Source organism: Streptomyces sp. BoleA5 (assembly GCF_000373665.1).
Taxonomy (GTDB): domain Bacteria; phylum Actinomycetota; class Actinomycetes; order Streptomycetales; family Streptomycetaceae; genus Actinacidiphila.
Window position 1 is genome coordinate 1 of sequence record NZ_KB892100.1, and the last position, 21,102, is coordinate 21,102.

Consider the following 21,102-nt stretch of genomic DNA (forward strand, 5'->3'; position numbering starts at 1 on the left):
CCAGGAAGAAGAAGATGAAGACGGCGAGTGCGACGCCGTTGACCCCGTCCTTCACTTCGCGGCCTCCTTCCGTGCCCGCTCCTCACGGCGGACCATGACGTACGCGGCGTACGTCAGTCCGGAGGACAGGAACACCCACAGCATCTGGTACCAGTAGAAGAAGGGGATGCCGATGAACTCCGGGGTCAGCTTCGCGTACGAGCCGACCCAGAGCATGGCGACGAAGGGGATGACGAGGCAGACACCGGCGATCACACGTGTGGTGGTGACCACCGGTGGCCGCCCGGAGGTTCCGGCTTGATTTTGTGACACTACGACAATCTCTATCTATAAGAATGACGGCTTTTTCGAAGAACGAACGGCCACTCCGCGCGCGGTGGAGCGGGCGACGAGGTGACCGTCGGACGGCACTTGATCCAGATTCACGCCGAGTGGAAACGGTAGTTCGGTTCAAGGCGCACGGATAGAACGTCAGAGCCAACGTGACACAGCGCCCTGGACAGGCCCCGTCCTCGTGGTCGCGGTCGCGGATTCCAGCCGCAAATCCACCTCGGTCGGGACGAGTTGCCGTCGGCGGATCGCCGGTTGGGAGGAACGCTCGTACACGGCCTGGGACGGGGAGGTGTCACTCCCGTGCGGTTCACAGTGCTGTGCCCGCGTGCGCCGGGGGTGACCGGCGTCGTGGTGCCGAGGCGGCCTGACCCGACAGTCTGGCGGGGCCTGGCAGCTCACTGGAGGGGCGGTGAGGTCCGCGGGCCGGGACGACCCTCGCGATGCGCCAGGGTGCGCGCGTATGTCAGGCACGGGCGAGTCGGCTCACCGATGAGGCTGGTCACCCAAAGGAATGACGTGGCCTCTGCGGCGTCCTCAGCAGCGGCCGACCGCGTCCCGGCGCTCGTCGATGAACGCTACGAGCGTGTGTGTGGCCGGTCGAGCTCGGCCGCGAGGAAACTCGCCGCGGCCGCCTTCCGGGCGAGCGCGTGCCGGCCGTCCTGGAGGTTGGCCTGCCCTTGATCTGGCGGCGGTAGCCGGCTCGTCGGCCAGGCGCAGGATGTGCAGGGTCTTCGCGATCCGCCCGTAGTGCGCGATCGCGTCCCCGAGTGGGGTGGGCCGTCCGTCGCGGGAGAGCATCCGGATCACGTCGTAGGCGCGGACGGGGCCGGCTTTGACCTAGTGATGCTGGACTCGGACACCGCAGCCTCGGTTTCCATCTGGATCAAAAGCGGCGGCGAGCTCGAAGCGCAAGGTCGAAGCGGCCTGCATCGCTGTATCGCCCGCCTGGACCAGGTCATACCTGCACTCAGCGAAGCGGACGACCCTGTGTACTGGCACCGCCTGCACGAGATGGCTCGACTTGTCGCGGATTCGTAACCGCCAAATGCGATGACCTCCAACGGCGAATCATGCGTCAGCCTGTCACAGGTCCCGGAGCACGGGTGTCCTGAGCAGGTCCTCCAACCCGGCCCACTCGAAGAGGCAGGCGGCCAGCACGGCGTGATCCGTGGGGTCAGGCAACTCCCACTCCCCGTTGGATGAGCGGAAACCGGCCTCCCCTCCCTTCTCGACAAGCCGAAGGCCGAAAGCGCGCGGCACGATCCGGACATCGATCGCGGGTCCTTCGTACGTGACCGATCGGCCGGAACGCCGGAGCGCGGACGTGCCAGCGAAACGGAGCGGTTCCCCGTCTACCTCGCCCTCGAAGCCCTTCCGTATCCGCCACCGGAGCAACAGGGGCTCCGCCACGAGCCGGTGGACCCGGGCCGCCTCCCGGGTGCTGCGTGCGGACGGCCGCATCATCACCGTGAGTTCCGGGCTCGGTTCCCGCGTCGGGCTCCCCGGCCTCGCCGACTACGCGGCCACCAAATCGGGCATCGAGCGGTACACCATGGGTGTCGCCCGGGACCTCGGGCCCCGGGGCATCACGGCCAACGTCGTGGAGGCCGGACTGATGAAGAGTGGCATGGAACCGCCGGACCCCGAGACCCTCAAGGCCCTGGTCAGCTCTCTTTCCCTCCAGCGCATGGGACGTCCGGAGGAGATCGCCGCGGCCATCGCCTTCCTGGCAAGCCCCGCCGCCTCGTACGTCACCGGGGCAGTGCTGGACGCCCACGGCGGCTACAACGCCTGACCGGCGACCCCGCCGCGAAAAACGACCCGCGGGATCGCGCCCACGGTCGGCGGCCCTGGACGCCAGTGCCACACGCACTGCCGCAACCAGCGGCACACGGCCAGCACCGCGAGCTGTCCGAGCCGACGGCGTCGCGCCCGGAGAACGTCGCGCCGACACAGTCACCCTCCGTCGACCCCCACAGTGCACCGTCACCGCCTCCTGGTTGTCGACGCCGACGAACCGCGCGTGGAGCCCGCCCGGCGGCACGCCGCCGATGCTGCTCTCTGCCCGAATCCGCGCCCGGTCCCCCGATCGTGATCGGGGGACCGGGCGCGGCGTCTACCCTCGTGTGCTCTTCGCGCCCCACGAGAGTGCGGAGCGCCCCGCGAAGCGTGCCGCTCCCCCCAGCTCCTCCTCGATGCGGATCAGCTGGTTGTACTTCGCCGTGCGGTCGGAGCGGGAGAGCGAACCGGTCTTGATCTGCCCGCAGCCGGTCGCCACCGCCAGGTCCGCGATGGTGGTGTCCTCCGTCTCACCCGAACGGTGCGACATGACGGCCGTCCAGCCCGCCTCGTGGGCCAGCTCCACTGCGGCCAGCGCCTCGGTCAGGGTCCCGATCTGATTGACCTTGACCAGGACCGAGTTGCCGACGCCGGAACGAATGCCTTCGCGTAGCAGCGTCTCGTTGGTGCAGAACACGTCGTCGCCGGTGAGCTGACAGCGGTCGCCGACGCGGGCGGTCAGCTCGCGCCATCCGTCCAGGTCGTTCTCCGCCATCGGGTCCTCGATGGAGACGACCGGGTAGGCGTCGATGAGCTTGGCCAGGTAGTCGGCGTGCTCGGACGGAGTGCGGCGCACCCCCTCCCCCGCGTAGTCGTACACCCCTTCGCGGAAGAACTCCGACGACGCCGGGTCCATGACCAAACCGACGTCCTCACCGGGGCGGTAACCGGTGCGCTCGATCGCGGTCATCACGAAGTCGAGGGCCTCCTCGGCGGTACGCAGCCCGGGGGCGAAGCCGCCCTCGTCGCCGACGCCCGTGGAGTGCCCCGCCGCCAGCAGGTCGCGGCGCAGGGTGTGGAACACCTCGCTGCCCATGCGGACGGCCTCGGCGAAGGTGTCGGCCCCCACGGGCGCGATCATGAACTCCTGGAAGTCCAGCGGGTTGTCGGCGTGGGCGCCCCCGTTGACGATGTTCATCATCGGCAGCGGCAGGAGATGGGCGTCGGCGCCCCCGAGGTAGCGGTAGAGGGGCTGGCGGTGGGCCGCGGCGGCGGCCTTGGCGGCGGCGAGGGATACACCGAGGATCGCGTTGGCGCCGAGTCGGGATTTCGTGGCGGTTCCGTCCAGGGCGATCAGTGCGGCGTCGAGAGCCGCCTGGTCTCCGGCGTCCCGGCCGCGCACGGATGCCGCGATCTCACCGTTGACGTGGGCCACCGCGCGGTCGACTCCCTTGCCGTGCCACCGCGCGGAGTCCCTGTCCCGCAGTTCCACGGCCTCCCGGGCACCGGTGGAGGCGCCGGAGGGGACAGCCGCGCGTCCCAGGGATCCGTCAGCCAGGACGACGTCGACCTCGACCGTGGGGTTGCCACGGCTGTCGATGATCCGGCGGGCGGTGACGGTCTCGATGGCGGCGTCGACTGTTCCGACTGCCTTGACGGACATGGAAGGTCCTTCCCGTTGTCGTATGCCGTGGCCCCGGCTGCGACAACGCTGGCGCTGAGCCCGACAAGGGCAGACAATACAGCAATGCTGTGCAGTTTTGCTGTACAGCATTGCTGTGCAGGCAAGGGGCTCAGCTCTGCTGGTCAACGAGGTAAAGTGCCCTATGCCCACCCCGGAAGCCGCCGCCATCGCCGCCGACCTGCGCACCGCGATGGGCAAGCTCATCCGACGCGTCAAGAACGAGGACCGCATTCCGCTCGGCCAGGTCGCCGTGCTCGGAGCACTCGACCGCAACGGCGCCATGACCACCAGCGACCTCGCCGCCGATCAGCGCGTACGCCCGCAGTCGATGGCCCGGGCGGTAGGGCTGCTCATGGAGCAGGACCTGATCACGCGACGAGCGCACCCCACGGACGGCCGCAAGTCGCTGGTCGAGTTGTCGGACGCCGGCCGCACCGCACTCGAAGCGGAGCGCGGCCGCAGGGCCGGTTGGCTCGCACAGGCCATCGAGGCCGAACTCACGGATGAGGAGCGGGTATTGCTGGCACGGAGCGCCGCCCTGCTGGAGCGGCTCGCCACACGCCATTAGCGTCTGCTGCGGCAATCCTCACGGGGCTCGCATTTCCGGGGCGCGTGCGGAGGTTGGGCTTTGGAGGGGAAGTACAGGCTGCGGCGCCGGACACGTCGGCGGGCACGGTTTGCCCAGGTCACCGTTCATGGAGAGCCGGCCGGCGAGCCGAGTGTCGAGATGGGTATCGACGTCCTCGGGTGGCGCGGCACGTCTTACGGGACCGCGGTGCGCGCGGGGCCGGTGAAGAACGGTCGTTCGCCGGGCACCAAGCGGTGATCGCCCCTGGGGTTCCGGGGCGATCACCGTTCGACATGGGCCTACGGGTCAGGCGCCGCCCAGTCGATGCGAGGCTGGGGAAATCCAAGGGCTCAGCCGGCACATGGAGGGTGCGCCCCGTGAACGCCGGCCGGGAACCGCAGCCAGTCGCCGTCGTCTCCGCGGGACCCGTCCGCCAGCGCGAGGAGTCCCCCGAGTTGGACTCCGCCCGGGACATCAGGCTTCCCGGCTGCGAAGGACGCGGGCGCAGGAGCGGACGGCTGACGGAAACCGTTGGCTGTTGTGGACCGCAACGCCGCCGAACCACGGCGCAGCGCAACACATCACACCCGAAGACCGCATCCATCGGCGGTCGCTTGGCCGCATGAAGACCGGCCACGTGTCCCGGATGCACGTGGTGCGCTCGTTCTCGCTCGATGTGCGCGTGACACGTCCGCGAGGGCGGCACGTTCGGCATACCGCCCGCCGCGCGAAGCCCGCAGTTTCACGGAGCACAATCCACACCGGACCCGACGATGTCCCCTACGGCCGTTGTCCGCACCGCTCGGGTCGGCTGCCGCGCACCCCGGACAACAGGCTCGTCGGTGCGCCCGAAGGCATCGCGGCGGGGCGCCCCGGTCAGCCGGCCAGCTGCGGGTACAAGGAGGCGAGGTCGGCTGCCAGGCCCGCCTTGACCTGGCGGGAGAGCTCGTCGGCCAGCACTTCGTAGGCGTCGGCTTCGATCCCGTCCAGCGCCTGCTCCGCGACGTCGCTCGGCGACGCCTTCGGCGCGTCGACATGCGCCGCCAGGTCGGTGTCCACGTAACCGACGTGCAGCCCGGTGACGTTGACGCCGCGCGGCTTCAGCTCCAGGCGCAGCGAGTTGGTCTGCGACCAGAGCGCGGCCTTGGACGCGCTGTAGGAACCGGAGAGTGCGACCCAGGAGAGGACCGAGTGCACGTTGAGCAGGTGGCCGCCGCCGTTGGCCTCGATGACCGGGACGAAGGCCCGGGTCATCTCCAGGGGGCCGTAGAAGTTGGTCTCGAACTCGCGGCGAACGTCTTCCACCGGCGAGGTCAGGAACGAAGCCGCTACGGCGCCCGCGGCATTGTTGATCAGGATGGTGACGTCCGGTGCCTGTTCCACCGCGGCGGCCACGGACGCGGAGTCGGTGACCTCCAGGGCCAGCGCCACTGCCCCGGGGTGAGTGACGGTGCGGGGGTCGCGGGCGGTGGCGTACACCTTCTTCGCCCCTCGGTCGTACAAGGACTCGACCAGGGCCCGGCCTATGCCCCGGCTGCCTCCGGTGACGAGAACGGTAGAGCCTGCGATTGCGGTCATGAATCTGCTCCCAGCGTGACGCCCGACGGCGAAAACCGATCGGTTTCCAACACTGTAAACCGATCGGTTTCCATGCGGCAACACGCGGCGTAGACTCGCTTCCATGACTTCCAGCGCACCCGCCCCGTCCGTGACAGCCGCGGCGACGGCTCCGACCCGCGAGCGGCTCCTCGATGCCGCGGCCGGGCTCTTCTACCGGGAGGGCGTCAACATCGGCATCGAGGCGCTGTGCCGGGAAGCCGGAGTCTCCAAGCGGTCGATGTACCAGCTCTTCACCAGCAAGGACGACGTCCTGGCCGCGAGCCTGGACCGCGCCGGTTCCGGATACCTGAGCGGGCTGCTGCCCGCCCCCGACGCCGACCTGCCGCCGCGTGATCGCATCATGCACGTCTTCAAGCAGCTCGAGTCGCTGTCCGCGTCACCGGGCTACCTGGGCTGCCCTTTCCTGGCGACCGCGTTCGAGCTCAAGGACTCCGAGCACCCCGCCAGCGTGGTCGCCCGACGCTACAAGGACGCGCTCACCGACTTCTTCCGCGAAGAGGCCCGTCGGGGTGGCGCCCACGACCCGGACCTGCTCGCCCACCAGCTCACCGTCGTCTTCGACGGCTCCAGCGCCCGCACCATGGCCCAGGCCCGCAGCCTGGGCGGACTGGCCACCGCCACCGCCACCGCCTTGATGGACGCGGCGGGGGTGTCCTGAGGCCTCAGTGCTGCCGGACCACGAAGGCTCGGAAGGGCCGGACTCCGACGGTCGGTTCGGACGGCTCACCGCGGTTCCTGGGCGTCAACGGCCACGCCCTGACCTGCCGGCCGGAGGACGCCGCGATCCTGATGCGCGGCGTCGTCGCGGGCGAGGTGCCCATCCGCGATATCGCGCCGCAGCTCCTCCGGTGGGCCGCGGCCTGAACCAGGCCGCCGGTCGTTCCCGTCCGGTCTCGGGCGAGGCCGCGCAGAGAGGTGTCCAGGCGGATCCACTCCTCCCGCCGGGTGCGGTTTGCCCCGGATGGATCCGCCCCCGGCCGCCCGGACCAGGGCGCGTCGTCGTCCGGCTCAGGCGGCCGGGACGGCGTCGTCCGGCTCAGGCGGCCGGGACGGCGTCGTCGACGGAGCCGTGGACGTCGGCGCGGTCACCGGCCTTCCGTGCCGGCTTGAGGAAGAGGGCGAGGACGATGCCCACAGCGAGGGTGGGGGCGATCCACAGGTATCCGGTGGCCGTGGCGTGGGCGAAGGCGTCCAGTGCGCTGTCGCGCAGGGTCGCGGGCAGCCGGCCGATGGTGTCGGGGCGGGTGGCGTCGAAGCCGCCGCCCGCCGTGAGGCCGCGGGTTCGGTCGGCGAAGCCGGTGTTGAGGAAGCTGCCGAAGACGGCGACACCGAAGGCCGCGCCGATGGAGCGGGCGAAGGTGACCACGGCGCTGGCGGCTCCGAGATCGGTGGCGGGCACGCTGTTCTGCACCGTGGTCAGCACGACCATGGGCACCATGCCGATGCCTGCGCCGGTGATCAGGAAGTAGACGCTCAGCACGAGGGTGCCGGTGGCCGCCCCGATGGTGCCCAGCAGCAGCAGGCCGGCGAGGTTGGCGACCAGGCCCGCCAGAAGGATCATCCGCAGCCGGCCGACGTGTGCGGCCCAGCGACCGGCCAGGGACTGGCTGGCGACCAGGCCGGCGACCAGGGGCAGCATGTGGACACCGGAGAGGGTGGCCGAGACCCCGTGGACGATCTGGAGGTAGGTCGGCAGGTAGACCAGCACGGCGAACATCGCGGCGTTGGCGAAGAACCCGATCAGCGAGGAGAAGACGACGGTCCGGGAGGTGAACATCGCCGGCGGCAGGACCGGGGCGGCGGCGCGGCGCTCCACCGGCACCAGCAGCACGGCCAGCGCGACGGTCGCCGCGATCAGGCCGACGATGGGCGGTGAGCCCCAGCCCCAGCGCTCGCCGAAGGACGTGACGAGGACCAGGCCCGTGGCAATGGCGGCCAGGATGGTGGAACCGGGATAGTCGATGCGGGCCTTGGCGCCCCGGGTCGCCGCGGGCAGCGACCGCGCCGCGATGAGCAGGGCGACGACACCGACGGGCAGATTGACCAGGAAGGCCCACCGCCAGGACAGCAGGTCGGTGAAGACGCCGCCCAGTAGGGGGCCGACGATGCTGGCGACGCCGTAGACGGAACCGAACATGCCCTGGTAGCGGCCGCGTTCGGCCGGGGCGACGATGTCCCCGACGAGGGCGAAGGTCAGTACGATCATGCCGCCGCCGCCCACGCCCTGAAGAACGCGGGCGCCGATCAGCTCGGGCAGGTTCTGTGCCAGGCCGCAGAGCACCGAGGCGGCCAGGAAGACCGAGGTCGCGGCCAGGTACAGCCGCTTGCGGCCGAACATGTCGCCGAGCTTGCCCCACAGCGGAGTCGCGGCCGTCGACGCGAGAAGGTACGCGGCGCTGACCCACGCTATGTCGTCGAATCCGTTCAGGTCCTGCGCTATGCGGGGCAACGCGGTCGAGACGATCGTCTGGTCCAGGGCCGCGAGGAGGACGGCCAGGATCAGCGCGCTCATCGGCGCTGCGACGCCGCGGGACGCGGGTGATGGGGACTCGTGTGATGTCGACATCGAGACGTGCCTTTCCGGGAGTGGTGCGCAGGGACGCTGTGCCATCCGCCGTTGACGAATGGAGCCCACGGGATCGCACTACCAACGCTATCTGCCACAGTAATGTAGCACTTAAAATGCAGCCCTCTACGCCTGAGAGGCGTTAGATGTCATAGGTTTCACACTCGGCCGTTAGACTCGTTCCGGTGAGAGCCGACGCAGCACGCAATCTGGAAACCGTCCTGACCACCGGGGCGCGCATGCTCGCCGCCGATCCAGGCGTGAGCGTCGCGAGCATCGCCACCGAGGCGGGCGTGGACCGGCGCACCGTCTACCGCCGCTTCACGTCCCGCGACGAACTCCTCGCGGCCATCTACGAAGCCCGCCTCACGGCCATCGAGGACGCCATCGAGGACGCCCGGCTGCGCGAGGCCCCCGTAGCCGTCGCCCTGCATCGCTACGTCGAGAACATCATCGCCGTCAACCGCACCTGGCCCGTCGACCTCGCCCGCATGCTCACCGACGACAGCGTCCACGCGCGCCGCGAGGCCTCGGTCCGCGAGGTCGACGCCTTCCTCGAACGCGCGACCGGCGAAGGCCTGTTGCGCCCCGGTCTCGCAGGGGGATGGACGAATGCGCTGCTGCCCCAGCTCATGCACCTGGTCGCCCGGCAACTGCCCGACCTGAGCCCCGCGCAGGCGGCGGACGTCGTCGTCGACACCCTGCTGCACGGCCTCGGAGCGTCCTGACACACCGGAGGCTCCCGCGAATCCCCGGCAGGCGATTCCGCGCGGACGCGCTATTCCCGGGTCGCCGGAGCGCGCCGCCGGCACCGCGGCGCGGCGCGTCGTCCGGCGCGCCCAGGGCCGGCCGTCTGCCGTGGCCGGCTCCTTCGACGAAACGCCCGGCCAGGGTCGACCCGCTCGGCGAGCGCGGCCGGAACCCGACCCGCAAGCGGCGCACGCCACAACTTGCGCATCCACGCCGCGAGCAACCGCGCATGTCTCACGTGGGTGGAACCTCATCCCATAAGTGCTACAGTCGAGTGACAGATCAAAAGGGGTAGCGCAAGCCTCACGGGCCCCGTCGCCCCGCGGTCGGCACCAGAACCCCGGAGGCACTCCAACCGTTCGCGGCAGGGCCTGCGCGCCGGACGGCCCGCGAAGGACGACCGGCGCACACGGGCGTGCCCAACCGCCTCCCCGCAGAAGCCCAGCCTCCCCGCAACACCCGCGGGCCGAGCACCTCACCAAGGAGAGACATGCCTGTCACCACCCTTGACCCGAAGCCCGCCCTGATCGTCGTCGACCTCCAGAACGGCATCCTCAAGCTGCCCCTCGCGCACCCGGCCGCCGGCATACTCGCCCGGAACGCCGAACTGCTCGCGGAATTCCGTCGCCGCGGCCTGCCCGTCGTCCTGGTGAACGTCGCCGGCGGCCCTGCCGGACGCAACGACCTCGGCGCACGCTTCCCCACACCGAGCCCGGAGTGGACCGAACTCGCCCCCGAGCTGGACGCCGGCGCGGGCGACCACTTCGTGACCAAGCACGCACGCAGCGCCTTCACCAAGACCGGCCTGGACGAATGGCTGCGCGCGCGGGACGTGACGCAGGTCGTCATCACCGGCATCGCCACCAGCAGCGGCGTGGAGTCCACAGCCCGCGACGCCCACGAGCAGGGCTACAACGTCACGGTCGCGCTCGACGCCGTGACCGACACCAACGGCGTCGCACACGACCACACCATTGCCAGGATCTATCCGCGCATCGCCGAGACGGGCACCGCCAAGGACATCCTGTCCGCACTCGCTGACACGAACTGAGATCCACAGAGAACCCGCTGACGTTACGTCACCACGGCGAACCGCGATGTGACACAGAATGCCGGCCGGCGCGCGGCAAAGACCGCCGGAAGGGCAACGGCGCCGCTCGCCCCCTGAGCAAGCCCGTGACGGCGGCAGGTCGCGAGCCTGACGGGGGTCGGGCCCCAGCCGCCGCAGGCGTTGAAGCAATATTCGCCTGCGTAGCGGCGCCTGCAGGTCTTGGCATCGAACGGGAGCCACGATTGACCGGCGCCGGCGCTCCGGGACGATCGCGTCGTTGCCGTGCCGACGGCACCAGGGCACCACCGCCCCCGACAAGCACGCCTTGCCGGCGACCTCCGTCGCCAACCCCAGCCTTCACCCCCTGCGTTCGTGTCACACCTCACTCCGTCACCTACTTAACCGGTGATACGGTCTGTCTCGGTCTTCGCCGAACCGGGCACCACTCCCCGCCCTCCCCTTGCGCTGCCACCTCCCGCGCACACCGACCTACTTGAACGGAAACCCATGAAACGAGCTCTGACCGTCCTCGCCGCCTGCGTGCCGCTGGCCGCGGCGGTCTACCTGCCGACCGCGTCCGCCGAGCCCGGGAACGGCTCCGGTGGCGCCGCGCCGACCTGCGTGACGCCGTCCGTGAAGGCCCCGGCCGGTACCGCAGTGGAGTCCGTGACAGCGGCCCGCAAGGAAGGCGGCACCGTCCACGGAAGCGGACTCCTGGGCGGCACGGTCACCGGCGTGCCCGCCTACTGCGAGGTGACGGTCACCCTGACCCACCCCGGCGACAACGACCACGCCGAGGTGCGGACCTGGCTGCCCGTCACCAACTGGAACGGCCGCTTCCAGGCCCTCGGCGGCAGTGCGTACGCGGCCGGGGACAACGGAACCGGGATGGCCACCGCGGTCAAGAACGGTTACGCCGTCACAACCACCGACGCGGGCGTCGGCGACGTCCTCGACGTCAACTGGGCGCTGAACGACGACGGGCAGGTCGACACCGCGCTGCTCAAGAACTTCGCCTCCCGTTCCCAGCACGAGGCGGCGGTCGTCGGGAAGCAGGTCGTCGGCGACGTCTACGGCAAGCACGCCGCCTACGCGTACTTCAACGGCTGCTCCACCGGCGGACGCCAGGGCTACATGGAGGCCCAGCGCCACCCCCACGACTACGACGGCATCCTCGCCAAGGCGCCCGCCGTCAACTGGGACGAGTTCGAGGTCGCCACCCTGTGGCCGCAAGTCGTCATGAACAACGAGAAGACCTATCCGACGGCCTGCGAGTTCAAAGCCTTCACCGACGCCGCCGTGAAGACGTGCGACCCGCGCGACGGCCTCAAGGACGGCCTGGTCAACGACCCGGCCCGGTGTGACTTCGACCCGCGTCGGCTGATCGGCACCAAGGTCGCCTGCGCCGGCGAGGAGCTGACCGTCACGGCCGCCGACGCGGCCGTGGTCCGCAAGATATGGGACGGCCCCCGCACCCCGTCGGGCAAGAAGCTGTGGCCCGGCGTCCCGGTCGGGGCCGACCTGTCGGCCCTGGCCGGCGTCACCGGCCCCGACGCAAGCGGCGACGTCAAGGGCGCTCCGTTCCCGGTGCCCGAGTTCTGGGTCACCACATGGGTGAAGAAGCAGCCGGCGTTCGACGTGTCGACGATCACGTACGACCGGTTCACCCAGCTGTTCCGGCAGTCCGAGGCCGAGTACGACAAGGTCATCGGCACCGACGACCCCGACCTGTCCGCCTTCCGTGACTCCGGCGGCAAGCTCCTGAGCTGGCACGGCCAGGCCGACCAGTTCATCCCGGCCCAGGGCACGGTCGCGTACCGCAAGGACGTCGAGCGGACGATGGACGGCGCCAAGAAGGTCGACGACTTCTACCGCCTCTTCCTCGCCCCGGCGACGGTCCACTGCGGCCTCAACTCAGGCGACGGCACGACCGACGACCTCGGCGCGCTGAGGACCTGGGTCGAGCACGGCAAGGCCCCCAAGACGCTGCCCGCCACCCTGGTCGACTCCGCAGGGCAGGAGGTCAGCCGTGACCTGTGCAGCTACCCGGCAGTCTCCCGCTACGACGGCCACGGCGACCCGGACAAGGCCTCCAGCTTCCGCTGCGTCGCCCCGACCCGGCACTGACCGCTCCGCGACGGCCTGAGACGGACCGAACCATCATGCGCATACGGAGAACGGCCGGCGCTCGTCCGTGCTGAGGCCGTAACCGAGCCGCCGTACCCGGGTCGCGGCATGGGCCGCCGCGCTCCACGGCCGGCACCCCGTGTTCGACCGGGTGCCGGCTCGGTCCACGGCACGGCACGGCGGCGAGGGTCAGCCGCATCTCGCTGAACAGGTCCGTTCCGAGGGCGTTCCCGGGGTCCGCTTCCTTGCCGTGGAGCACCACCGCCCCGTCCACCACGCCGGCCTGGCCGAACCCGACGACCGCCCGCTCAACCCGGCCGCCCGGGCCTTCCTCGCCCAGGTACCGGGCGGCACACAGCCTCCCGGCCACGGATGAGCACCTGCCCGGCACCGTGGAGCGCTGCCGGTGGCGACCCTGCGGGTGGAGGGGCTCATGCCGTCTCTGTCTCCCCGGTGGGTTGTCGGGGACCGGCCCACCCGTGCCCCTGCGAGGCCTTCCCCTCGCGCGGAGGACCGCAGCCCTTACTGGGCCGCGGTCCTCTGCGGCACTGCCTCAGGCGGGCCACGCCCGCAGGAGCGCCGCCACGCTCTGCACGGTGCACGCCTCGTCGCGCAACTCGTCGACCAGAGCCCGCACCTCGTCCCAGGTCGGTTTCACCTCGCGGCCGGCGGCCTGCAGATACGCCACCGTCACCGCCACGGCGACCGTCATGTTCGACCGCTCCAGCCACCGCATTCGCCCCAGGGAGTGCGCCAGCGCCGCCGCCCGTGCCACCGGCCCGTCGTAGACGTCCCGATCGAACAACTGGGCCTTGTGGCGCTCCACCGCCGACAGGGGCACGCCGAAGTCGTCGGGGGCCGGATCGTCCTCCCCCGCCTGACTCGCAACGCTCAGGATCCAGCCGAGGTCAACCGCGAGGTTCACGCACGCGCTCCTCGATGAGGTCCCCGAACTCCTCGATCACGTTCGCCGCGGACGCGAGGAACGCCTTCCGGACGGGATCGGTGTCGGACTTCACCAGGTGCTCGATGTACTCCTGGAGGGACATGTGCCGGTTCCCCGCCGCCTGGCGGGCCGCCTCCACCGTGTCCTCGTCCAGCCGGACGTTCAGCTGCGTCTTGGCCATGCAGCGATGCTAGCTCCCGCTAGCCATGATCGGTAGTGCTTCTCACAGGGTTCAGGTGTGTTCCCCCGCGCCGGACCGGCTGCCACCCACGCGCCACCTCGACGGAGCCCGGCCCGGGAGATCTCCCTCGCGTTCGGGGCCCGCTGGTGCAGGCTCGGCACGGAAGTCCTCGCCGACGCGCGATACTCCTCGCCTCCCTGCTTCCGAGCGCGAGGAGCCTCACTCCGCCTCGCGGACCTCCCCGTACCAGCGCCACTTTTCCACGTGCTCCCGCCCCGGGAGGTCGCCCCGCCCGGTGGCCCACAGCAGCGTCGGCCACGGCTCCTCGTCGCTCTCCACATGCGGGAAGAGCCTTCCGAGGACCAGGGCGCACAGGTCGTCGGGGGCGGTGAACTCCACGCCGAGGCCTGCTGTGATGTCGTAAGTGTGGACGAGGGTCTCGACGATGCCCATCGCCGCGAAACCAGCCGGGTCCGAGGTACCGAAGGTGTGGTGGGCGCGCGCCGACGAGGGAGTCGTGCGAGTAAGGGAGACCTGCATCGCACCGCACGCCTCCAGGACCGTCAGCAGCCCGGACGGGCCCGCCTCCCGATCGGCCTGGAGGTTGTTGAGCGGCCCTTCGGGCCGTTGGCGGTGCATCCCGAAGGGGACATAGGTTCCGGCCGGCAGGCCGGGCGTCCCGATCTGCATCCCGTAAAAGAACAGGTCGTCCGCCAGGTGCTCGGCCGTCTCCCAGCACGTCCACTCCAACGCGCCGGCTGTCGCGTCCCACGCCTCCGCCTCCGAGGGAGCCGACCGCAGCGTGGTGAGGGCGAGTTGTACGGCGCGGGCCAGGGCGTCGGCCCAGGCGTCGTTCGTGCGGGGGGCCGACTCGTCATGGTCTTCGAATGTCATCCGGGCACCGTAACGGGCACACCGGATCGCCGCATCACAGTTCGGACGTCACCGACCGCCGCACCGCGCCGCCGCGAACGGCCGTCCGAGCACCTCGGGGCCGCCGCTCGGAAGCGGGTTGTCGGCAGACCGGTGCGCGGGCCCGCCACTTCTGCGCGGATGACGCGACGGACCTTCGGCACCCGGCACGCGCCTTCGCCGACCCCGGAGCGCGTCGACCTCGCGCAAGCGGCTGTTGTGTCTAGGGGAGTGGCCGACACCCTCGCCAAACTCGGCGCCCGCGTCTCGGTGGCCGACGTCGACCCCTATCGCGCGCTCGAAGCCGTCATGGCAGGGCATGCGACGGGAGCGCTGAACGATCTCCTGCCCGAGACCCGGCTCCTCTTCCTCGCCACCGGGCATCCCGGGGTCATCGGCGCGGCGGAACTGGACGTTCTCGCGGACGGCACGGTGATCGCCGGCGTCGGGCACATGCCCTGGGAGCTCGACACCGCGGCCCTGTCCGGCCGTACGTCGACTGCCGAGCGTCTGGGAGCCGGCGGCCAGGAACGCGCCCTCCACCGTCTGAAGGACGGGAGAGAGGTCATCGTCCTGGCCGACACCAAGATGATCAACCTGACGGCCGCCAAGGGGAACCCCATCCAGGCCATGGACCTCGGACTCACTCTTCAGGCCAGGAGCCTGGCGGTTCTCACCGCGGCGGCGGAGAATCGGCCGGCCCCCGGAGTGCAGGCCGTTCCGGCGCCGATCGACCGTCAAGTGGCCACCGACCTGGTCGGCTTGCTGAGTGCCTGACCGTCCACGCCGTTCCATTGGTTCGTCGTGAGTCCACGGGTGTGGCCGCCCTCGACCCGGCGGTGTCCCGCGTGGGGTCGGCACCGCCACCGCTTCCGTGACCTTCTTGCTGCTCGTCGGAGCGGCAAGAAGGTCACGGTGGACTGGAAAGCGCGTTCGGAGTCGCCGTCGGCCGGCCGGCGGCGTGAGCGACCCCGCAGGTAGCCGTCAGGCTCGGCGGGCGTAGGACGCGAGGCGATCGGCGAGCGAGACGACGAGGTCGCGCAGTTCCTCGGGGCGCTCGATGACGAACGGCCGGTCGAGGGTCGCGAGTACCCGAGGCAACCAGTCGAGCCGCTCCACCCGTAGCTCGACGCGCAACCAGCGCTCGTCCGCCCGGTCCTGGCCCGCCGCGGGCTCGGGCCCGGGCTCGCCGTACGCGTACTCGTACTCGTCCAGGTTCGCGACACTGGCGGGAAGGTGGGCGCGGACCTGCTCTGCTGTCCCGTGGATGCGCAAGATCACCTCGTGCCGGTACTCGGCCGTGGCGAACCCCGACAACACGCGCTGTGCCGGACCGGGGCCCATGGGTGCTTCGAATGAGCCGGGCAGGGGTCTCGCGTCCGCGATGCGGTCGAGCCGGAAGGTGCGGTCCTCACCGATCCGGGCGTCCACGCCCGTCACGTACCACCGGCCCGAATGGGCGACGATGCCGTACGCGTGCAGCGTGCGTTCGCTGCGCCGTCCGTCGCGGTCGGTGTAGCGGACCGACAGCGGTCTGCGGTGGCGCACCGCATCGGCGATGGCGAGCAGGACCTCGGCGTCCGGGGTGTCGAACTCACCGGGCTGGTCCGTGAAGGCGAGAGTCTCCAGGAGGAGGTCGAGCCGACGGGCGATGTGCTTGGGCAGCACCCGCCGGATCTTCGCCGATGCCGTTTCGCTCGCCGTACGCTCCGTCGCCGTCAGCCCTGTCCGGCGGCCGGCGACCAGTCCGAGCAACACGGCCAGCGCCTCGTCGTCGCTGAGCATGAGCGGAGGCAGGCGGTACCCGGGGGCGAGCCGGTATCCGCCGTAGCGGCCGCGCACCGATTCCACGGGCACGTCGAGGTCGATCAGCTGCCCCACGTACCGCCGTACCGTGCGGCCCTCGACGCCGAGCCGGTCGGCGAGTTCCGCCACCGTCCGGGTGCCCCCCGACTGCAGCAGCTCCAGAAGGGTCAGTACGCGGCCGGTGGGACGAGGCATGTTCACAGCCTAGGGTCAATACAGGACCGATTCCGTCCCCTATTTCTCCTAGCCTGCGACGTGCACACCGCCGGCACGGCACAGGAGATTTCCATGGACTTCGTCTCGATCCGCATCATCACCGGCGACGTCGCGCGCCTCGTCGAGTTCTACGAGCGAGCCACGGGGGTTCAGGCGAATTGGGCCACCCCGGACTTCGCCGAACTCCAGACCACGGGCGCCACTCTCGCGATCGCGAGCACCCGCACCGTTCCGCTGTTCGCCCCGGGCTCCGCCCGCCCGGCGGACAACCACAGCGTGATCACCGAGTTCCTCGTCGACGACGTGGACCGCGTTCACCAGAACCTGACCGACTTCGTCACAGACTTCGTCACCGAGCCCACCACGATGCCCTGGGGCAATCGGTCGCTGCTGTTCCGCGATCCCGACGGCAACCTCGTCAACTTCTTCACCCCCGTCACCCCTGCGGCCATCGAGAAGTTCGCACGCTGAGTCGCGCACAGCCGCTCACGCGGGAGCCCTGAGATCCCAGGGCTCCCGATGAACGCGCCGATGAGCCCCGAACAATGAGCTCGTTCCTGCGAAGACGGCGGATCGCGGTCGGGCGCTCCGGCGCAAGGGCTCGGTCGGACCTCGCCGGCCGCCACATGACGGCTCGCTCGCCCCACGCCAGGGGCCTCACCAGGGCCATCCCGGAGTCGCACCGCTCCCAGGTCCGCTACCGCTTCGTCGTCGACATGGCGAAGTTCCAGGGCTGACGCCGCCCGGCGCATCATGCCGCTCCGCGCACCTGTGTGGTGCGGGTACCTGGCCGGTTCTGCGTCCGGCACCGTGGGCGTCGCCGGTGGCGACGCCCACGGTGCCCGGTATCACGACGCCGGACAGGCGGCGGTCAGGATCCGATCAACGAGGTCCACGTCTCCGCGGTGCGGAAGCCGAGGCTCTCGAAGAGACCGACCGCCTCATCGGTCGCGTGGAGGTAGGCCGTGTGCGCTCCAGAGGCCCGCCCGTCCACCAGAATCTTCTCCACCACAACCCGGGCGTGGCCCTGGCCGCGGTGCTGCGGTGTCGTGGCGACGTTGATGACGCCGAGGTGGCCCTCGACCACGACCCCCAGACCCGCGGCCACGGCGACCCCGTCCGCCTCGGCCACGTAGGCGGTGATCCCCTGCGCGTCCAGAACAGCCGGTGTGTACAGGCCGGAGATGATCACCGGAGGTGCGCCGAACCCCGCGGCCAGCACCTCGGCGAACTCGTTGTACTCGGCACCGCTCAGCGCCCGCACCCGCACCCGTCCGCCTTCCGGCGGGAGCACGGATCCGCCCGTCAGCGGCATGACCATGAAGGGCTGCTCGGACTTGCCGGTCAGCCCGTACTCACCGGCCTTGCGCACGATCGCGTCGTCCGGGCCGCCGCGCAGGCGGATACTCCAGGGGAACCCGTGCCGGCCGGCCTCCTCGGCGGCCACAGCGGCCAGATCCGCGCACTCCCCCGCGTCCGGCTCCCTCGCCGTGCTCATCACGACGTTCAGGGCGGGTATGTGCGAGCGGGTGAGGGCGAGGAGAGTACCCCGGGCCCCTCTGCGGCCGGTGGCGCCGGGAACAACGCCCACCAGCTTCTCCATCGCCGACCCGAAGGCGTGCGCGGCCGCATCCGCTCGGTCACCGAGAGACTTGGGATCCATGTGAACTCCACTCACGAGGTACTTGGACACCGGCAGGACGCCGGACGGGGAAAGAAGTGATCGCGAGGCGCCGAGCGCGACTGAGGGGAGGTCGGCTCGCGGAGGTGCCCACGGTCACGGCGCTGAAGTGCTGGGCGAAGTCGCCGACGGTGAAGCCCTCCGGGATGTCGTCGGCCAGGACGATGCCCGAGGTGGCGTCGCCGGGGAGATCCGCCAGTACGGCCGCGCCCGGCCACGCTCACTCGATGACGTATAGGCCACCTGGCCGGCCAATTCCCGCCGTGGGGCGCGACGGTGGCCTCGACCGTTCCGGGCAGGACAGCCCCCTGCTCGTCTCGGAAAGCCACCGGAATCCGGGGGTGGTGGTTCAGACAGGGGGTCATGTCCGTCACTTCATTGTCTGTGCGTGCGGTCAGGGGTGACCACGGTGACGAGGGCAGGATGGCGCGCAGGAACTGCCGGAGCTTCCCCTCAGTTAGAAGTTTACCATCATCTAAAACTCGCGGTCGGCAACCCGCGCACGTCTGAGGCGGCTACCGGGGACACGGCGAAGCGCAGAACGGATACGGGAATCGCCGCGTCAGCGCGGTTCGCTCTCCACGACGGGGAGTGGTCCGGCGGCGGACACCGCATGTCACCGGGCGCCTGGACATCCGTCCATCTTGCTTTGCCGGCCGCTGCGGCAGGGCCCCCGCGCGGTGCGCGGCGCTCACGGTCCATAGGCGGGATCCGTACCGCCGCCGGCCTTGATCAGCCAGGACAGCGAACCCCTGCCGAACGGCCAGCCGGTCGTGGCCACCTGAATCCAGCCGCTTCCCGGTTCATCGGTTCCCGCGTGCCACCACCACCAGCTGCGATCGTCACCGGCCCCTTCCTCGGTCGGGTCGAAGCAGTGCAGCCAATCCGACAGCGTCCACGGCCCCTGACCGGCGGCTGCCCTCTGCTCCGGCGTCATCGCCCGCCACTGCCGCGGCCACGCCTCGGCATCGAAGGGCTCGCCAGGCTCCGGATCCTCGGGCTCGGGTGCGCACCGCTGGACGAACCACGCCGGCAGCAGCTGCGGCCACCGCTCGCACGCGGGCCAGTCGCCCATCCGCTCGACCACGCACGTCAGCACCGCTCGCGCATCGGCGATGACCTGGCCCGGGTCCTCGGCGGTGAACCGGACCCGTACGAGAAACGGCTGCCGTCCGCCGTCCTTGGCCCGCGGTCCGGACCGAAGACGTCGCAGCTCGCCATCCATGATCTCCACGGCGAAGAAGTCTGCACCACAGGCCTCGCCACGCGCACCAGGTCGCGCGCCCTTCACGGAGCTCTTCAGCGCATACCGTCGAGCACTTCGTCAGTCGACAGCAGAGCATGGGCGAAGAAGCCGTAATTGATGATCGCCGCCTGGTATCCGTCGCCCCAGACCGGGTGCCGAGGACCGGCAGTCGCATCCCTGACCACAGCGACCTCGAATCCCTGCTCGACGAGGTGACGCATATGGGACTCGACGCACATGTTCGCCAGCATCCCGCCGAGAATAATTTTCTGCATTTTCCGCTTCCGCAGCTGCAGCACCAAGTCGTTGGATTCCGGTCCGAATACCTTGTGCGGGCTGGCGACCACCGTTCTGCCGTCTTCGATATAGGGCTTGAAGCGGTCCAGCCAGTCCGCCCCGGAGTTCCGGAACCCCGTGAGATCGAGCTGTCCCGCCCTCGCGAACGTGTGGGTCTCGAGTTCGCTCGTCTCGAGGGGCCCGCTCATTCGCCACCCGCTGTCGGTCGGGTAGAAATAATGGGGCGAGATGAAGACCTCGTATCCACCCGCCTTCGCCGCCTCGAAAATCCTCTCCATGTTCTCGACGGTCCTGTTCTCCGTGACGCTCGCCCCCACCGCGTCCCAGGCCACTCCGTCCTCGCTCAGCACGTCGTTCTGCGGGTCGATGAACACAACCGCCGTGTCGGTATTGTTGACTTCCACCTGGCGCTCCTGACGCGATGAAAAACCCTGCAGCGGATGTCTTCCGAAGCGCGTTTTGACGCCTCCGTTCCACTTTGCCCCATCACGGGCCACTCCGCATCGGTGCATTGCTGCACCTCGGTCGCCGCCCCCGCCGCCCAAGGCGCGAACAGCCATCGACGGGCACCGGGGTGCCGGGCCTTGTCGAGGTGAAGCCGCGTCACGCACGGTGAGGTCGAGCGGTGTGCACCCGTCGGACGCGGCTCGGGCGCGGGCCGCGCGATCCCCTCGCGGTGCCGGACGCGGGACTCGGTCAGCCGCGCAAACGCACGCGACGATCACGGGGACGTCGGCGATCGTCCCCGGGGGACTGAACGCCGAACGCCTGCGCGAAGTCCCCGGCGGGGCCGACGTCGCCTGATCTATGGGGCGTCACGACACAGGCAGAAAGGGTGGCCGGCCGGGTCGAACAGCACCCGGACGTTCTCCTGCGGCTGGAACTCCGCGATGGCGGCGCCCAGGGCGACCGCCGAGTCCAGGTCGCCGACCTGGAAGTCGAAGTGCATCATCGGGCACTGGTCGCCGTCGGCCGGTGCCACACCGGAGCCCGATAACCGTCCGCCTGCTGGAATACGAAGAACGGGCCTTGCGGGGAGGCCGCCACGATGGCTGTTCCCGGCTCTTCGTGACCGATGTGCCAGTCCAGGAGTTCGGCGTAGAACCTCGCCAAACCGCTGGGGTCCGGCGCTTCGATCGTCGTCCCCCACCACATGCCGCCTGTCCGAGATCGCATGCTTGAGCCTATCCGAGACCCCCGCAGACGCCGATCCCGTTGGCACCGAAGGAACTCGGCCCGCGCGACACGACTGGGCCTGATCTGGCTGATGCGGCGCCGACCCGTCCGTCGGCCCCAACGCTCCGGTACCGGCCGCCGCATGGTCCGGAGATCTCCCTTG

At 70.2% G+C, this 21,102-nt stretch carries 23 protein-coding genes and 1 pseudogene; 10 read left to right on the forward strand and 14 right to left on the reverse strand.

The features are described from left to right. Window positions 1-51: 51 nt before the first annotated feature. Both B085_RS0115040 and B085_RS51905 read right to left on the reverse strand, forming a co-directional pair. Window positions 52-273, reverse strand: a complete 222-nt coding sequence (locus B085_RS0115040; protein WP_018559389.1) for a DUF3311 domain-containing protein — start codon at window positions 271-273, stop codon at window positions 52-54. A 695-nt stretch (window positions 274-968) separates the two neighbouring features. Further along, window positions 969-1,161, reverse strand: a pseudogene (locus B085_RS51905) (Tn3 family transposase); the annotation flags it as partial. A gap of 496 nt (window positions 1,162-1,657) precedes the next feature. Here B085_RS51905 and B085_RS42460 point away from each other — a divergent pair. Continuing rightward, window positions 1,658-2,128 (forward strand): SDR family NAD(P)-dependent oxidoreductase, encoded by a 471-nt coding sequence (locus B085_RS42460; protein WP_267881088.1) that lies wholly within the window; start codon window positions 1,658-1,660, stop codon window positions 2,126-2,128. A 321-nt stretch (window positions 2,129-2,449) separates the two neighbouring features. Here B085_RS42460 and eno read toward each other — a convergent pair whose 3' ends face one another. After that, the gene (eno, locus tag B085_RS0115060) at window positions 2,450-3,775 is read right to left on the reverse strand and encodes a phosphopyruvate hydratase (RefSeq protein ID WP_018559393.1); all 1,326 of its coding nucleotides are present in this window, start codon (window positions 3,773-3,775) and stop codon (window positions 2,450-2,452) included. Window positions 3,776-3,938: 163 nt separating this feature from the next. Between eno and B085_RS0115065 the strand changes: the two genes are divergently transcribed. Beyond that, entirely contained in the window at window positions 3,939-4,364 is a 426-nt protein-coding gene (locus tag B085_RS0115065; protein ID WP_018559394.1) for a MarR family winged helix-turn-helix transcriptional regulator, read from the forward strand. Between the two features lie 876 nt (window positions 4,365-5,240). Here B085_RS0115065 and B085_RS0115070 read toward each other — a convergent pair. After that, window positions 5,241-5,942, reverse strand: coding sequence for an SDR family oxidoreductase (locus tag B085_RS0115070; RefSeq protein ID WP_026251050.1), 702 nt, complete (start codon window positions 5,940-5,942; stop codon window positions 5,241-5,243). A 130-nt stretch (window positions 5,943-6,072) separates the two neighbouring features. Here B085_RS0115070 and B085_RS0115075 point away from each other — a divergent pair, with 130 nt between their 5' ends. Beyond that, window positions 6,073-6,642 (forward strand): TetR family transcriptional regulator, encoded by a 570-nt coding sequence (locus B085_RS0115075; RefSeq protein WP_018559396.1) that lies wholly within the window; start codon window positions 6,073-6,075, stop codon window positions 6,640-6,642. A 378-nt stretch (window positions 6,643-7,020) separates the two neighbouring features. Here the strand turns inward: B085_RS0115075 and B085_RS0115085 are convergent, their stop codons facing one another. Continuing rightward, window positions 7,021-8,550 (reverse strand): MDR family MFS transporter, encoded by a 1,530-nt coding sequence (locus tag B085_RS0115085; protein ID WP_026251051.1) that lies wholly within the window; start codon window positions 8,548-8,550, stop codon window positions 7,021-7,023. A gap of 239 nt (window positions 8,551-8,789) precedes the next feature. Here B085_RS0115085 and B085_RS0115090 point away from each other — a divergent pair, with 239 nt between their 5' ends. The 4 genes from B085_RS0115090 (at window position 8,790) to B085_RS51445 (ending at window position 12,854) form a co-directional block, all read left to right on the forward strand. Continuing rightward, the gene (locus tag B085_RS0115090) at window positions 8,790-9,278 is read left to right on the forward strand and encodes a TetR/AcrR family transcriptional regulator (RefSeq protein WP_018559399.1); all 489 of its coding nucleotides are present in this window, start codon (window positions 8,790-8,792) and stop codon (window positions 9,276-9,278) included. Between the two features lie 512 nt (window positions 9,279-9,790). Continuing rightward, on the forward strand, window positions 9,791-10,351 hold the full coding sequence (locus B085_RS0115095; RefSeq protein WP_018559400.1) for an isochorismatase family cysteine hydrolase: 561 nt from the start codon (window positions 9,791-9,793) through the stop codon (window positions 10,349-10,351). 507 nt (window positions 10,352-10,858) lie between these two features. After that, a complete protein-coding gene (locus B085_RS0115100; RefSeq protein WP_018559401.1) occupies window positions 10,859-12,478 on the forward strand; it encodes a tannase/feruloyl esterase family alpha/beta hydrolase in 1,620 nt (539 codons plus the stop codon). A gap of 250 nt (window positions 12,479-12,728) precedes the next feature. Continuing rightward, on the forward strand, window positions 12,729-12,854 hold the full coding sequence (locus B085_RS51445) for a hypothetical protein (RefSeq protein WP_018559402.1): 126 nt from the start codon (window positions 12,729-12,731) through the stop codon (window positions 12,852-12,854). A 177-nt stretch (window positions 12,855-13,031) separates the two neighbouring features. On the opposite strand, the gene B085_RS0115110 is transcribed toward B085_RS51445, so the two are convergent. From B085_RS0115110 to B085_RS0115120, 3 genes are all read right to left on the reverse strand, one after another. After that, window positions 13,032-13,403: a hypothetical protein gene (locus B085_RS0115110; protein WP_018559403.1), complete on the reverse strand. Its 372-nt coding sequence runs from the start codon at window positions 13,401-13,403 to the stop codon at window positions 13,032-13,034. Next, complete coding sequence (locus B085_RS0115115; RefSeq protein WP_018559404.1) at window positions 13,387-13,605, reverse strand: hypothetical protein; 219 nt, start codon at window positions 13,603-13,605, stop codon at window positions 13,387-13,389. Before B085_RS0115115 ends, B085_RS0115110 begins: the two co-directional genes overlap by 17 nt. A gap of 219 nt (window positions 13,606-13,824) precedes the next feature. After that, window positions 13,825-14,499: a hypothetical protein gene (locus tag B085_RS0115120; RefSeq protein ID WP_018559405.1), complete on the reverse strand. Its 675-nt coding sequence runs from the start codon at window positions 14,497-14,499 to the stop codon at window positions 13,825-13,827. Between the two features lie 159 nt (window positions 14,500-14,658). On the opposite strand from B085_RS0115120, the gene B085_RS42470 reads away from it, so the two are divergent. Further along, on the forward strand, window positions 14,659-15,294 hold the full coding sequence (locus B085_RS42470; RefSeq protein WP_234018575.1) for a hypothetical protein: 636 nt from the start codon (window positions 14,659-14,661) through the stop codon (window positions 15,292-15,294). A gap of 207 nt (window positions 15,295-15,501) precedes the next feature. On the opposite strand, the gene B085_RS0115130 is transcribed toward B085_RS42470, so the two are convergent. Then, window positions 15,502-16,518, reverse strand: coding sequence for a helix-turn-helix transcriptional regulator (locus tag B085_RS0115130; RefSeq protein ID WP_026251052.1), 1,017 nt, complete (start codon window positions 16,516-16,518; stop codon window positions 15,502-15,504). A 93-nt stretch (window positions 16,519-16,611) separates the two neighbouring features. Here B085_RS0115130 and B085_RS0115135 point away from each other — a divergent pair, with 93 nt between their 5' ends. Beyond that, complete coding sequence (locus B085_RS0115135) at window positions 16,612-17,010, forward strand: VOC family protein (protein ID WP_018559408.1); 399 nt, start codon at window positions 16,612-16,614, stop codon at window positions 17,008-17,010. Between the two features lie 74 nt (window positions 17,011-17,084). After that, a complete protein-coding gene (locus B085_RS0115140; protein ID WP_018559409.1) occupies window positions 17,085-17,276 on the forward strand; it encodes a hypothetical protein in 192 nt (63 codons plus the stop codon). A gap of 134 nt (window positions 17,277-17,410) precedes the next feature. Here the strand turns inward: B085_RS0115140 and B085_RS42475 are convergent, their stop codons facing one another. From B085_RS42475 to B085_RS51645, 5 genes are all read right to left on the reverse strand, one after another. Next, on the reverse strand, window positions 17,411-18,202 hold the full coding sequence (locus tag B085_RS42475; protein WP_018559410.1) for a GNAT family N-acetyltransferase: 792 nt from the start codon (window positions 18,200-18,202) through the stop codon (window positions 17,411-17,413). Between the two features lie 709 nt (window positions 18,203-18,911). After that, on the reverse strand, window positions 18,912-19,511 hold the full coding sequence (locus B085_RS0115150; protein WP_234018576.1) for a hypothetical protein: 600 nt from the start codon (window positions 19,509-19,511) through the stop codon (window positions 18,912-18,914). Window positions 19,512-19,519: 8 nt separating this feature from the next. Beyond that, window positions 19,520-20,167, reverse strand: a complete 648-nt coding sequence (locus tag B085_RS0115155; RefSeq protein WP_018559412.1) for a cysteine hydrolase — start codon at window positions 20,165-20,167, stop codon at window positions 19,520-19,522. Between the two features lie 401 nt (window positions 20,168-20,568). Further along, window positions 20,569-20,745 carry a VOC family protein gene (locus B085_RS50745; RefSeq protein ID WP_018559413.1) on the reverse strand — a complete coding sequence of 59 codons (177 nt, stop codon included), beginning with the start codon at window positions 20,743-20,745 and terminating at the stop codon, window positions 20,569-20,571. Next, window positions 20,712-21,083 (reverse strand): VOC family protein, encoded by a 372-nt coding sequence (locus B085_RS51645; protein ID WP_324603864.1) that lies wholly within the window; start codon window positions 21,081-21,083, stop codon window positions 20,712-20,714. Before B085_RS51645 ends, B085_RS50745 begins: the two co-directional genes overlap by 34 nt. Window positions 21,084-21,102 lie beyond the last annotated feature (19 nt).